13 protein-coding genes and 1 pseudogene are annotated in these 13,037 nt (G+C 62.9%); 9 read left to right on the top strand and 5 right to left on the bottom strand.

Annotation, left to right across the window (positions count from 1 at the left end):
- Positions 1-33: 33 nt before the first annotated feature.
- Positions 34-519, bottom strand: coding sequence for a DUF3576 domain-containing protein (locus SM764_RS08865; protein ID WP_274833094.1), 486 nt, complete (start codon positions 517-519; stop codon positions 34-36).
- 446 nt (positions 520-965) lie between these two features.
- Between SM764_RS08865 and SM764_RS08860 the strand changes: the two genes are divergently transcribed.
- Both SM764_RS08860 and SM764_RS08855 read left to right on the top strand, forming a co-directional pair.
- On the top strand, positions 966-1,949 hold the full coding sequence (locus SM764_RS08860; RefSeq protein WP_065271865.1) for a porin: 984 nt from the start codon (positions 966-968) through the stop codon (positions 1,947-1,949).
- A gap of 139 nt (positions 1,950-2,088) precedes the next feature.
- Positions 2,089-2,748, top strand: a complete 660-nt coding sequence (locus tag SM764_RS08855) for a YggS family pyridoxal phosphate-dependent enzyme (RefSeq protein WP_369001550.1) — start codon at positions 2,089-2,091, stop codon at positions 2,746-2,748.
- On the opposite strand, the gene SM764_RS08850 is transcribed toward SM764_RS08855, so the two are convergent.
- Positions 2,732-3,232, bottom strand: a complete 501-nt coding sequence (locus SM764_RS08850; protein ID WP_369001666.1) for a L,D-transpeptidase family protein — start codon at positions 3,230-3,232, stop codon at positions 2,732-2,734. The two genes, SM764_RS08855 and SM764_RS08850, sit on opposite strands and share 17 nt — an antisense overlap.
- 11 nt (positions 3,233-3,243) lie before the next feature.
- Entirely contained in the window at positions 3,244-4,332 is a 1,089-nt protein-coding gene (gene ribA, locus SM764_RS08845; RefSeq protein WP_369001549.1) for a GTP cyclohydrolase II, read from the bottom strand.
- 171 nt (positions 4,333-4,503) lie between these two features.
- On the opposite strand from ribA, the gene SM764_RS08840 reads away from it, so the two are divergent.
- Positions 4,504-5,190, top strand: a complete 687-nt coding sequence (locus SM764_RS08840) for a response regulator transcription factor (RefSeq protein ID WP_065271862.1) — start codon at positions 4,504-4,506, stop codon at positions 5,188-5,190.
- Between the two features lie 290 nt (positions 5,191-5,480).
- Positions 5,481-6,269 carry an exodeoxyribonuclease III gene (locus SM764_RS08835; RefSeq protein WP_369001548.1) on the top strand — a complete coding sequence of 263 codons (789 nt, stop codon included), beginning with the start codon at positions 5,481-5,483 and terminating at the stop codon, positions 6,267-6,269.
- A gap of 205 nt (positions 6,270-6,474) precedes the next feature.
- Here the strand turns inward: SM764_RS08835 and SM764_RS08830 are convergent.
- Positions 6,475-6,946 (bottom strand): annotated as a pseudogene (locus tag SM764_RS08830) (DUF6653 family protein).
- A gap of 125 nt (positions 6,947-7,071) precedes the next feature.
- On the opposite strand from SM764_RS08830, the gene SM764_RS08825 reads away from it, so the two are divergent.
- The 3 genes from SM764_RS08825 to SM764_RS08815 are packed head-to-tail and all read left to right on the top strand — an operon-like array spanning position 7,072 to position 8,870.
- Positions 7,072-8,007, top strand: coding sequence for a tetratricopeptide repeat protein (locus tag SM764_RS08825; protein ID WP_274835249.1), 936 nt, complete (start codon positions 7,072-7,074; stop codon positions 8,005-8,007).
- A gap of 27 nt (positions 8,008-8,034) precedes the next feature.
- Positions 8,035-8,679, top strand: coding sequence for an LON peptidase substrate-binding domain-containing protein (locus tag SM764_RS08820; protein ID WP_065271859.1), 645 nt, complete (start codon positions 8,035-8,037; stop codon positions 8,677-8,679).
- Positions 8,676-8,870: a Trm112 family protein gene (locus SM764_RS08815; RefSeq protein ID WP_065271858.1), complete on the top strand. Its 195-nt coding sequence runs from the start codon at positions 8,676-8,678 to the stop codon at positions 8,868-8,870. The genes SM764_RS08820 and SM764_RS08815 overlap by 4 nt, the downstream gene beginning before the upstream one ends.
- Positions 8,871-8,979: 109 nt before the next feature.
- Here the strand turns inward: SM764_RS08815 and SM764_RS08810 are convergent, their stop codons facing one another.
- Positions 8,980-10,206 (bottom strand): UbiH/UbiF/VisC/COQ6 family ubiquinone biosynthesis hydroxylase, encoded by a 1,227-nt coding sequence (locus SM764_RS08810; protein ID WP_369001665.1) that lies wholly within the window; start codon positions 10,204-10,206, stop codon positions 8,980-8,982.
- Between the two features lie 137 nt (positions 10,207-10,343).
- On the opposite strand from SM764_RS08810, the gene SM764_RS08805 reads away from it, so the two are divergent.
- Both SM764_RS08805 and SM764_RS08800 read left to right on the top strand, forming a co-directional pair.
- Entirely contained in the window at positions 10,344-11,675 is a 1,332-nt protein-coding gene (locus tag SM764_RS08805) for an amidase (RefSeq protein WP_274833086.1), read from the top strand.
- Between the two features lie 134 nt (positions 11,676-11,809).
- On the top strand, positions 11,810-12,991 hold the full coding sequence (locus SM764_RS08800; RefSeq protein ID WP_369001547.1) for an aminotransferase class I/II-fold pyridoxal phosphate-dependent enzyme: 1,182 nt from the start codon (positions 11,810-11,812) through the stop codon (positions 12,989-12,991).
- Positions 12,992-13,037 lie beyond the last annotated feature (46 nt).

Below are 13,037 nucleotides of genomic sequence, written 5' to 3'. Positions count from 1 at the left end.
ATGTTTTCTGCGGCTTTCCAGAGGGCAGAGGGGTCAGAACTTTTTGTCTGCGATGCGCAGCTGGCGCGCACGGGACAGAATCGCATCTTCGACGGCGCGGGTTGTCGAGGCGCTGACCGGCCCCCCCTTGGAATGAAGCGAGACATTGAGCGAACGCGCGTCCAGCGCCGGGTCCTTGATATGGACAGTGGCGCGATAGGAACGTCCGCCGCCGGGCGGGGTGCCATAACCGGTGATGATGACGCCGGTGAAGGGATCAACGCTTTGCACCGGCAGGAAGCTCAGCACATCAATGCTGGCGTTCCACAGGTAGCGGTTGACCTGAACCTTCTGGTCGGGCTTGCCGCCAAAGACATCCCAGATCGAGGATTTATCGCTCTTTGCGGCGTCTACGTCGTTGTTGAATTCCTGCGCAACGCTGGTGTTGGCCGGACGATCTTTGCCGCGCCCGCCGCAGGCGGCAACGCTCAGGCACAATGCGCCGATCAAGGTCGCCTGAAATATCTTATGCAGTTTCATAGCCGCTCCCGGAGCCTTTGACTTGAGGCAGTCCTATCGCATGGGCAGCAAGCTGAGCAAGGGCTTTAGCATCCGGGTGCACTGCACCGAATCGGATCCTGGGCAGCCTGATGAGGTCCTTGCAGGAGATTATGCGGCGGCTGTGCTGGGCCGCAGAGGTTATGGTATCAACGGAAGACAGAGAGATGGCGTTGCAGCGCTTGGTCACAGTCTGGCTGCGGTCTGCCGGTGATTAAAGTATATTGTCCCTATGGCTTAGCCGCGCGGGAGCGGCGAAATCGGGGCGGCATTTACTACTGTGGCAAAGCTGCACCAGCACAGGCCACAATGATCGGCGGCCAATGGGCGGCTCTTGCCAAACCGGGGCCGAAAGAGCGAAACCCCTTGTCATACCCACGCCGGATTCCCCGGTTTGGGCATGTGAATTGAAAACCGAGGGAAAAACTATGAAAAAGGTTCTCTTCGCGACCACCGCGCTGATCGCAACCGCGGGCATGGCTGCTGCTGAAGTCAGCATGTCCGGTTACGGCCGTTTCGGTCTGGACTACAACTCCGCAAACGAGCGCGTTGTTGGCCGTTCCAAAACCAACATCACCAGCCGTCTGCGCCTGCAGTTCGACATGACCGCCGAAACCGACGCTGGCGTTGCATTCAACGCTCGCTACCGCGCACAGGCTGAAAGCCGTGACGGCGTTGCCGGCACCGGCGCATTCAACGGCGCACGTTTTGGCGTGTCGTACAACGGCGTGACCGTGAACGTTGGCAACATCATCGGCGCGGTTGAAAACGCACCCGGTCTGTACGCAACCGGCACCCGTTCGGCTGGTACCGGCATCGACGGCATGGGCTTCCACCAGATTGCCATCAAAACCAACGGCGGCACCGTGTTCAACTGGGACGCATACTCCTCCGCTGGCGCTGGCTCCAACGGCATCGAAGTTCTGTACTCCGCAGGCGGCTTCACCGGTCACGTGTCCTACTCCCAGCGTAACGGCGGCACCGTTGCCGGTTCCGCAGGCGGCGAAGACCGCACCGGCGTGATGGCGACTTACTCCTTCGGCGACTACTATGTCACCGCAGCGATGCAGTCCTCCTCCGTTCCGCTGAACGACATCACCTTTGCTGCTGCTGGCGGTAACTTCGGTGCATTCGGCGCGAAACTGGCCTACGGTTCCACCGACCAGGTCGACAGCTTCACCCTGGAAGGCAACATGGACATCGGCGCAGCGTCGAACGTTCTGGTCTGGGTGAACTCCGCAGACGCACCGGGCTCCGTGTCCACCGTTAAAGGTGACGGCGGCGTTGACGGCACCTCCTTCGGCATCAACTACCAGTACGACCTGGGTGGCGGCGCCACCGTGGTTGCCGGTTACGTTGACGAAGCCGACGACGACAACCAGTTCCAAGCTGGTGTGTACTTCAGCTTCTAAGCTGAACCACGCTTAGCGTGAAATTGGGGGCGGGCCTGCTTGCAGGCTCGCCCTTTTCTTTTGCCTCTTAACATTTGCCGACAAACAGTGTTTCTCTGCGCCGAGACCGAACCGCACTTTCATCGCTCGGAGGCCGACCATGTCCCTGGAAGAGATCAAGACACGCATCGCAAAGGCAGAAGAGGCCGCAGGCCGCGCGCCGGGCTCGGTTCATCTGATCGCGGTGTCCAAGGTGCAGCCCAACGAGCGGGTCGAAGCGGTGCTGGAAGAAGGCCACCGTTGTTTTGGCGAAAACCGCGTGCAGGAGGCGGCTGGGAAATGGCCGGGCTTCGCTGAACGGTTCGACGGGATCGATCTGCATCTGATCGGCCCTTTGCAAAGCAACAAGGCCCGTCAGGCGATGGAGCTTTTTGACAGCATCCATTCGGTTGACCGTCCCAAACTGGCCAAGGCCATCGCCCGGCTGGCGCAGGAGCTGGGCCATTGCCCGGATCTGTTCATTCAGGTCAACACCGGCGAGGAAGAGCAGAAGGCCGGTATTCTTCCAGCCGATGCAGATGCCTTCATCTCCGAATGCCGGGCGCTGGATCTGCCCATCAAGGGGTTGATGTGCATTCCCCCGGTGGACGAGGAACCGGCGCTGCATTTCGCGCTACTGGCTAAGATCGCCGCGCGTAACGGGCTGGACGGCCTGTCGATGGGCATGAGCAGCGATTTCGAGACTGCCATCGCGCTTGGCGCTACCCATGTGCGGGTCGGCTCGGCGATTTTTGGCGAGCGGGTCAAACCGGCGGAATAATTACCCGGCTGCCGGGACGGAGCCGCTGCGCGATCCAGCGAAGATCACTGCGGCTGAAGGCAAGGCAGCCTTCGGTCGGATAACCGGGCCTCCTCCACTGGTGGATAAAGATGGCCGACCCGCGCCCCTTGACCGCGTTGGGCCAGTTCCAGTCAGTGATCAGCACCAGATCATATAGGGGATCGGCGCGGCGCAGGCGCTCGTGGCTGAAACCGTGCGGCGCGCGGACCATCAGGTTGTAATCGGGGTCCCTCACATCGTCCGACCACAGATCCCCCGGCCCGATAGGTACCGCCCAATCCGTGGGGGGCAGCATGCGGTCCGGACGGTAGAGCATCCCGGCGATGCGATGTACGCCCACGGGCGTGGCGCCGTCGCCTTCGCGCTTGCTCTGGGTCAGCCCGCCCTTGCCGATGGCACAGGGCAGGAGGCGCCCCATGAAGCGCAGACCGCGCGGGGTCAGAACCAGATCCCGGGGCGACAGCGCGGGGGGCATCACAAGAGATGCCCGGATTTCGCCGCCTTGGTCGCGAGGTAGCCCGCGTTATGGGTGTTTTCGCCAACCTTCAGCGGCACCCGTTCAGCCACCGCGATGCCGGTCTTTTCCATCATGGCAATCTTGTTGGGGTTGTTGGTCATCAGCCGGACGGAGCTGAATCCCATCTCTTTCAGAATCGCAGCGCCAAGGCGGAAATCGCGCTCGTCATCCTCAAACCCCAGCCGGTGGTTTGCCTCGACGGTGTCAAAGCCCTGGTCCTGCAGGCTGTAGGCGCGCATCTTGTTAGCCAGGCCAATGCCGCGGCCTTCCTGGTTGAGGTAAAGCAGCACGCCTGCGCCTTCTTCTCCCATCTGCGCCAGTGCCCCGCGCAGCTGCGGTCCGCAGTCGCATTTCAGCGAGCCCAGAACATCGCCTGTGAAACAGGCCGAATGCAGCCGCGCCAGCACGGGTTTGCTACGATCGGGGCGACCGATTTCGACCGCATAATGTTCCTCGGCGCCATCTTCGGGGCGGAAGATGTGTAACCGGCCCGCCTCGGCAGCGACCATCGGCAGGCGGGCGGCGGCCACCGGATGCAGGGGTGAGCTTTGGCTGAGCAGCGGTTCGGCAGCAGCCCGGGCGATTCGGGTCAACCCGTGCTCGGATGCGAATTGGGGGGCCGTGTTGACGGGCACCAGTAGCGCCGCAGGCAGCAGCCGCGCTGATTTCACCAGGGCAATCGCCAGACGGTGCAGTTCGGCGGATCCGTCGCGCAGGCTGGTGAGCGGGCCTTTCATCGGCGTATTGAGATCATCGGCGGGATCGGCCAGCGCCTGTATCCACTGCAAGGAGGCCTGAGCGGGGACTTGGATGCGCGCGAGATCCTCATCATAGGCGCGCGCCTTCAGGGTTTCGGCGCGCCGGGCGGTCAGCGCCAGCGACACCGGGCCAAGGGCCAGAAGCTCCGTTAGCCGCTCGGGCGTCAGGCTTTCGACGGCAATCGCCAGCGCCGCGCTGTCGCCACCCTCCAGCACCACGGGCAGGCCCATGCGCAAATCGACCCGTGCGCGGGCCAGCAATTCAATCATGGTGGGCATCAGGCTCATGCGACCATCCGGAAGTTCGTGACATTATAACAGCCCTTACCTAGGCCCAAATGCAACGGAAGTGAAACAATTCCTGTCTGACGGACACGAGGGCGTGAAACTTCTGCAGCATACCTTGTCGTTGGGGGATGCTGACCGCATCTGTCTGCACACGAACTGGAGGACACCGCCATGGCGCAACTGAAGAAGATTTTGCTGGTAGACGATGACGACGATCTGCGCGAGGCGCTGAGCGAGCAGCTGATCATGACCGAGGACTTTGATGTCTTCGAAGCAGAGAACGGTCAGGCCGCCATGGAGCGGGCCAAGGAAGCGCTCTATGATCTGGTGATCCTCGACGTGGGGCTGCCCGATACAGATGGTCGCGAGCTGTGCCGCCTGCTGCGCAAACAGGGCGTCAAGGCACCGATCCTGATGCTCACCGGCCATGACAGCGACGCCGATACCATTCTCGGCCTTGACGCGGGCGCCAATGACTATGTGACCAAGCCGTTCAAATTCCCGGTGCTGCTGGCTCGGATCCGCGCCCAGCTGCGCACCCATGAACAGTCCGAAGACGCCGTCTTTGCGTTGGGTCCCTATACCTTCAAACCGGCGATGAAGCTGATGGAGACAGAGGACAACCGCAAGATTCGCCTGACCGAGAAGGAAACCAACATCCTGAAGTTCCTCTACCGGTCGAACGACGGTGTGGTGGCGCGCGATGTGCTGCTGCACGAGGTCTGGGGCTATAATGCCGGCGTGACCACCCATACGCTGGAAACCCATATCTATCGCCTGCGCCAGAAGATCGAACCCGATCCCTCCAATGCCCGTATTCTGGTAACGGAATCCGGTGGCTACCGCCTGTCGACCTGACCGGATTGTGACAGTTCGGGGCTTGAAACCTGCGGGGAAAAGCTGTTGACGCAGATCAAAGATCTGTCTGTCAGTCATCTTTACCCTGATCCCATCCCGCGCATATCCGGGTCATGATATGCACCTCCCTGTTGGACTGGGCCGGGCCTTGCGCCCGGCCTTTTTTTGTCTGCGGACTTCCGGGAGTGATGGGGGAAGCCAGGGAAATAGGCTCTGGTATCCGGCGGGCCGGAAGGGCAAGAATGGCGCCGAGCCGCTGCCATGACCCGCTGTTACGAAAGAGACGCGCAATGCCCTTTACCCTTGCCACCTGGAACATCAATTCTGTCCGCCTGCGCGAGCCGATCGTGCTGAAGCTGCTGCAGGAAGAGGCGCCCGATGTCCTGTGCCTGCAAGAGTGCAAGAGCCCGGTCGACAAGATCCCGATGGAGGGCTTTGCCGCGCTTGGCTATACCCACATGATCGCGCGGGGGCAGAAGGGGTACAACGGCGTCGCCATCCTGTCGCGGATGCCCATCACCGAGGTCGGCAGCATGGATTTTGCCGATCTGGGCCATGCCCGCCATATTGCAGGTCAGCTGGACAATGGCGTCACCATCCACAACTTTTACGTCCCGGCCGGCGGCGACAAACCCGACCGCGAGATCAACGAGAAATTCGGTCAGAAGCTCGACTACCTCACTGGCATGCGGGATTGGTTTCACCGCGAAAAGCCACAGAAATCCATTCTGGTCGGCGACCTTAACATCGCCCCGCGCGAAGACGATGTCTGGGACCACAAGAAACTGCTGAAGATCGTCAGCCACACCCCGGTCGAGGTCGAACACCTCGCCGAGACGCAGGATGCAGGCGACTGGGTCGATATCACCCGGCAGGACATCCCCGATGGGCGCCTCTACAGTTGGTGGTCCTACCGGGCAAAGGACTGGGATGCAGCGGATAAGGGACGGCGTTTGGATCATGTCTGGGCGACGGGCGACATTTCCAGCGCAGGTCACTCTAGCCGCGTTCTGCGGGACGCCCGTGGTTGGGAAAAACCCAGCGATCACGCACCGGTCTTTGCCACCTTCGACCTCTAGGCAGAGGGTGGGGCGCTCCCGCCTGCCTTGGAGCAATCGTTGATTGCCCTGCCGCAGTTGGGCCGGGCGCCGTGCTGACGCACGGCGCGGTGCCGTGTTCAGAAGTCACCGTCGTGGAGAAACAGCAGCGCGGTAACGCGCTGCCCGGCCCAAGGCCGCATGAAGGCGCCCCATGGGGCGTCTGCGGGCGCGGGAGGGCGTGCCATCAGTGCAGCCATTTTGCATATTCCGGGCGTTGCGCTTGCATGTCCTGATATAGCCAGACCATCCTGTCAAAGAACCAGAGTTTTCCGCCGACCATCAGGCTGAGACCGAACAGTGTCAGACCTGGTTCCAGCTGCCACACCCCGTAAACCCACGGAACAACGCCCACCCCGGAGACCAGGGTCAGGATTCTGGCCCCATTGCGCGTGATGCGGTGGGATCGGCACCTTGGCACGGTTCAGAAAGACCCGTTCGCCGAAGGTGCCCCGCGCTGCCCAGCTGTCGGTTGTGGCTGGCGGGCCAAAGGCGCGCGGGTTCCACCATGTCCAGATCAGTACCAGAGCAACCGGCGCCAAAGCGCCCCACCCGAGCCAGAGATGAGACCAGACCGCGAGGGTCATAAGCGGGAGGATCGACACCCGGCTATAAACGCTCAGCGGGTTTGCGTGACGGGCCCAGGCCGCGTCGTCCATAGCCATCAGGCGCTCGGACAGGGCAAAGATGTCGATGCGCGGAACCGGCACGCGGCAACTCCTCTCTTGGTTTCTTGGCCTTGGGATTCCATATAGGGGGCAAGTTCCAAACGGAGAACAAGAGCATGATGGATATTCTCGGAGGCGCGGGCGCGCCCACGCCCGCAGGTGATCTGATCAAGGACGTCACAGAGGCGACCTTTATGCAGGACGTGGTCGAGGCCTCGATGCAGGCGCCGGTGATCGTCGATTTCTGGGCGCCCTGGTGTGGCCCTTGCAAGACATTGGGTCCGGCGCTGGAGGCGGCAGTCACGCGCGCCAATGGCGCGGTCACCATGGCCAAGATCGATGTGGACCAGAACCAGCGTCTGGCGCAGGCACTGGCGCAGCAGGGGCTGCCGCTGCAATCGATCCCCACAGTGGTGGCCTTTGTGCAGGGCCGCCCGATCGACATGTTCCAGGGCGCGCTACCGCCAAGCGAAATCGACGCCTTCCTGAAAAAGGTGATTGAGGCCGCAGGCGGGGAAGCAGGCGGTGGCCTTGGTGAGGCGCTGGAGGCGGCTGAGGAAATGCTCGCCGAAGGCGCAGCGGCCGATGCGGCGCAGACCTTTGCCGCGGTTCTGGGCGAGGATGACAAGAACGCCGCCGCCTATGGTGGTCTGGCGCGGGCGCATATCGCGATGGAAGATCTGGATCAGGCCGAGGCAATCCTGAACGGCGCGCCTGCCGAGATTTCCGACGCGCCCGAGATCGAAGCGGCTCGGGCCCAGATCGAGCTGGCCCGTCAGGCGCAGAATGCCGGTCCGGTAGCCGATCTGCGCGCCAAGGTCGAAGCCGACCCGGCCGACCATGCAGCGCGTTTCGATCTGGCGCAGGCTCTGCATGCGGCTGGTGATGCCGAGGCGGCGGTGACCGAACTTCTGGAGCTGTTCCGCCGTGATCGCGAATGGAACGACGGCGCGGCCAAGGCGCAGCTCTTCACCATCTTCGAGGCGTTGCCTGCCAACGATCCGGTTGTTCTGAACGGGCGCCGCAAGCTGAGCTCGATGATATTTGCCTAAAGGCACCTGCGCGCTAAACTGAAGGCTATGTTTAAGCCTGCAGATCTGCCTGACACGATTCCCGTGTTTCCCTTGCCCGGGGCGCTATTGCTGCCCCGGTCAAAGCTGCCCCTTCATATCTTCGAACCGCGTTATCTTCAGATGCTGGAAGACACGCTGAAGACGCGCACGCGGCTGATCGGGATGGTACAGCCCTGTCCGCTGCGCAGCGGTGATGCCGAGGGGCTGCATGCCATCGGCTGTGCCGGGCGCATATCGCAATTTTCCGAAACCGATGACGGGCGCTATCTGATCACCCTCTCCGGGATATCCCGGTTCCGGGTGGTGCAAGAATGCGATGGCTTCACGCCCTACCGTCGCTGCGAGGTGAATTGGAGCGGCTTTGAGGGTGATCTGGGCCGGAGCGAACCGGATTGCGGGTTCGAACGGGGGGACCTGCTGGAGCTGTTGGAACGCTTTTTCGCGGCACGCGGCCTGTCGACGGATTGGGAATCGTTGCAGGAGGCCGATGACGAGCTGTTGATCAATTCCCTGTCGATGCTGCTGGATTTCGACCCCGAGGACAAACAGGCCTTGCTAGAGGCGCCCTGCCTTGCCACAAGGCGCGAAACCCTTGTCACCCTGATCGAATTCGCTTTGCGAAGCGGTTCAAGTGAGGACCCCCTGCAATGAGTGAAGAACACACCGCCGCGCCCGCCTTTGACCGTCGCATGCTGGAGGCGCTGGTCTGCCCGGTGACCAATGCAGTTCTGGAATACGACGCCGCTGCGCAGGAGCTGATTTCCAAACCTGCCAATCTGGCCTTCCCGATCCGCAATGGGATCCCGGTGATGCTGGTGGACGAGGCCCGCCCGCTGGAGTGAGGCGAAGCCGGGATACTCCCGCGTCCGGCCTGTCCTTTGGCTGCGCCCAAGCAAGAGGTTGGGACTTGGGCCCGGCGCCGCACTAACGGGCGGCGCGGTTGCGTCCTGATCAGATGGGTTTGCCCTGCAACAGTCGCGGCAGATCGCCGGTCAGCCCGGCGGCTTCGCGCATGAAGCCGCGGCGCAGGCCCGGGACGGTGCCTGCCAGACCCATGCCGATATCGCGACCAAGCCGCAGCAGCGGGTTGTCGTTCGAGAACAGCTTGTTGAAGGTATCCGTCGCCAGCGCCAGCGTTGCGGTGTCAAAGCGGCGCCACTGCTGATAGCGGTCCAGCACCAGCGATGATCCGATATCCTCGCCGCGCCGGGTGGCCTCGGTCAGCACCTCGGCGAGGGCGCCGACATCGCGCAGCCCGGCGTTGAGACCCTGACCAGCAATTGGATGCATGCCGTGGGCCGCATCGCCGATCAGCGCCATGCGGTCCCCGATAAAACTGTTGGCGAGCGTCAGGTTCAGCGGATAGGTAAAGCGTTTACCTGCCAGCGAAATCTCACCCAGGAAATCGCCAAACCGGGGTTTCAGTGCGGCGATGTAATCGGCGTCGTTCAGGCCCTGAATGGCTTCAGCGGTCTCTGTCTTTTCACTCCAGACGATGGAGGAGCGGTTGCCGGGCAGGGGCAGGATGGCCAGCGGCCCCGCTGGCATGAAGAACTGATGCGCGATGCCGTGGTGGGGTTTTTCATGGTCGATGGCGCAGACCAGCGCGGTCTGGCCGTAGTCCCAGCCGGTGCGTTTGATCCCGGCGCGGGCGGCGGTGCCGCTTTTGCGTCCGTCCGAGCCGACCAGCATGCGACCGCGCAGCTCGGCGCCATCATCCAGCGTCAGGGTGACGCCGCTCTGATCCGGTGCCTGCGCCACCACGCGGCGGCCATTCACCGTGGTGATCCGGGGCGCGTCCTCCATCGCTTGCTGAAAGGCGCGGCGTAGAAAACGGTCCTCGACCATATAGCCCATCGGCCCGTCTTCGATCTCGGTATGGTCGAAATGGATGAAGAACGGCGCGGGCCCCTCTCCGGCGTGTCCGTCGGAGGCCTTGATCTCCAGCATCGGCTGCGCTTTGTCCGCGACGTGTTGCCAAACGCCGATCCGGTCGAGCAGACGTTTGGAGGCCAGCGCCAGCGCATAGCCGCGCCCGTCGAAGCCTTCGTCCTTCAGGGCGACCTTGGGCAGCGCATCAATGACGGTGACGCTGTGGCCAGTCTGGGCCAGCGCCAGGGCCAGGGCAGGGCCGTTCAGCCCGCCGCCGACAATCAGGATATCGGAGCTGTTCTTCATGCCCTGCAATATGCGCCTTGCATTCGGAATGTCCATCGCATTGTCCGGTCTTGCAGGTGCGCGGGATTGTCCCTCAGCGCTGCTGCCGTTACCGTCCCCGGCAAAACATATGGAACACGCGACGGGAGACTTTGCGGATGCAGGACTGGCTGAAGATGACGGCTGCGGATCTGGGGCGCGGCATTGGGGCAGGGGAGATCGATCCTGTTGCGCTGACCAAATGCTATCTGGAGGCCATTGACGCGCATCCGCTGCGCGACCGGATCTATACCGTGGTTACGCATGAGCGCGCCCTGGCCGAAGCGGAAGCCGCGGCCGAGCGGGCGCGGATGGATTTGCGGCGCTCGCCGCTGGATGGGGTGCCGATCAGCTGGAAAGACCTGTTCGACAGTGCCGGAACCGGTACCGAGGCGGGATCGGACCTGCTCAAAGGCCGGGTGCCGGATCAGGACGCACGGGTTCTGGCCAATGCCACCGCCATGGGCACCGTCTGCCTGGGCAAAACCCACATGAGCGAGCTGGCCTTCTCCGGGCTGGGGCTGAACCCGGTTAAGGAAACCCCGCCCTGCGTCAATGATGAGGGCGCGGCGCCGGGGGGATCGTCCTCTGGCGCGGCGGCTTCGGTGGCCTTTGGGCTGGCGGCCTGCGGTATTGGCTCGGACACCGGCGGTTCGGTGCGCATCCCTTCGGCCTGGAACAACCTTGTGGGGCTTAAGACCACGGCAGGTCGGATCAGCCTAGAGGGCGTGGTGCCACTGTGCCTGAAGTTCGACACTGTCGGTCCGCTGGCGCGTTCGGTCGAAGATGCGGGCCTGATGCTGGGGCTGCTGGAGGGCACGGGGGGGCCGGACCTGCGCAACCCACCGTCGCTGCAGGGGCGCCGCTTTGCCGATCTGCGCACCGTGGCGCGCGATGATCTGGAGCCTGAGGTTGCCGCTGCCCATGTGGAGTGTCTGGGCAAGCTGAAGGCGGCCGGCGCTGAGATCGTACCGCTGGAGGTGCCGGAGCTGCAGGACGCCATGGATCTGAGCGGAATTCTTTATACCACAGAGGCTTATGGTCTGTGGAAGGATGTGATCGAGGCGAGCCCGGATCTGATGTTTGCCGAAATCCTGGAGCGGTTCCGTGCTGGCGGTCAGCACAGTGGTCCCGATTATGTGGCGGCCTGGGCCAAGCTGGAACAATGCCGGATGGTCTGGGATCAGGCGGTGGCGGGCTTTGACGCGGTTCTGACGCCCTCCTGCCCGATTCTGCCGCCGAACATGGCACAACTGCAAAGCGATCATGACTATTACGTCCGGGCCAATCTTCTGACCCTGCGCAATACCCGGATCGGCAACCTGATGGGGCTTTGCGCGCTGTCCTTGCCCACGAGTAAACCCAGCTGCGGCTTGCAGCTATTGGGGCAACCGGATTGCGAAGAGGCACTGTTGCGGATCGGGGCCAGCGTCGAGGCGGCGCTGTGCTGATCTGAAAGCTGCTGCACGTTGTTGCAAAAGCACAACTGGACCGTGGGTGCCCTATGCCGCTGGACGCAGGCGCCCACGCTCTGTACCTTATCTGCAAACGGGGCACGAATGATCCCGAAACTGAGGCAATTGTGATGAACTTCCCAGAGCGGTTTTCGAACCTGCCGCCCTATGCGTTTCCGCGTCTGCGAGCGCTGCTTGACCACCATACGCCCGGCGGGGATGTGGTGCATATGACCATTGGTGAGCCGAAACACACCTTTCCCGCCTGGGTCACGGATGTGATCGCGGAGAACGCGGCCGGGTTTAACAACTACCCGCCAAACGAAGGCTCCGAGGAACTGCGCGGCGCAATGTCTGACTGGATCGCGCGCCGCTATGGCGTGAAGATGGATGCGGACCGGCAGGTGATGGCGCTCAACGGCACCCGCGAAGGGCTCTACAATGCGGCGATGGCCCTGTGTCCGGAAACCAAGAACGGCGCCCGTCCAGCGGTGCTGATCCCGAATCCGTTTTATCAGGTTTACATGGTGGCGACGATTTCCGTCGGGGCCGAGCCGGTGTTTGTGCCTGCCACGGCCGAAACCGATCATCTGCCCGATTACGCCAGCCTGCCGACCGAGGTGCTGGACCGTACAGCGGTGGCCTATATCTGCTCGCCTGCCAACCCGCAGGGCGCAGTGGCCACGCGCGACTACTGGGCCGATCTGATCCGGCTGGCGGAAAAGCATGATTTCCGCATTTTCGCCGACGAATGCTACTCCGAAATCTATCGCGACAGCCCGCCCGTGGGTGCGCTGACTGTGGCGCAGGAGCTGGGCGCCGATCCCGAACGTGTGGTGCTGTTCAACTCCCTGTCGAAACGTTCGAATCTGCCCGGGCTGCGTGCCGGTCTGATCGCGGGCGGCCCCGAATGCATTGCCCGCATCAAGCAGCTGCGCGCCTATAGCGGCGCACCGATGCCCGGCCCGTTGCAGGCTGCGGCAGCGCGTGTCTGGGCCGATGAGGCGCACGTAGAGGAAAACCGTGCGCTCTATCAGGAGAAATACCAGATCGCCGATCAGGTGTTTGACGGTCTGGATGGCTACATGTCCCCCGAAGCGGGGTTCTTCCTGTGGCTGCCGGTCAAGGACGGCGGCGAGGCGGCAGCGCTGAAGCTCTGGAAAGAGACGGGCGTGCGGGTGCTGCCAGGCGCCTATCTGGCGCAAGGCGCGCCGGGGCAGAACCCGGGCGAAGGATATATCCGCGTGGCGCTGGTCGCCCCGGCGGAGGCAACACAGACTGCGCTGACCACCCTGCGCAGTTGTCTGTACTGATACGACTGCCACGCGGCCCCGGCTGGGGGCGCGCGGCCAAAATCAA

It is taken from the genome of Pseudophaeobacter sp. 1A16562 (assembly GCF_041008785.1).
In the GTDB taxonomy this organism is placed as follows: Bacteria; Pseudomonadota; Alphaproteobacteria; order Rhodobacterales; family Rhodobacteraceae; genus Phycobacter; species Phycobacter gallaeciensis_A.
Note: the sequence above shows the minus strand (reverse complement) of the source record. Positions and strands in the feature narration are given on the sequence as shown.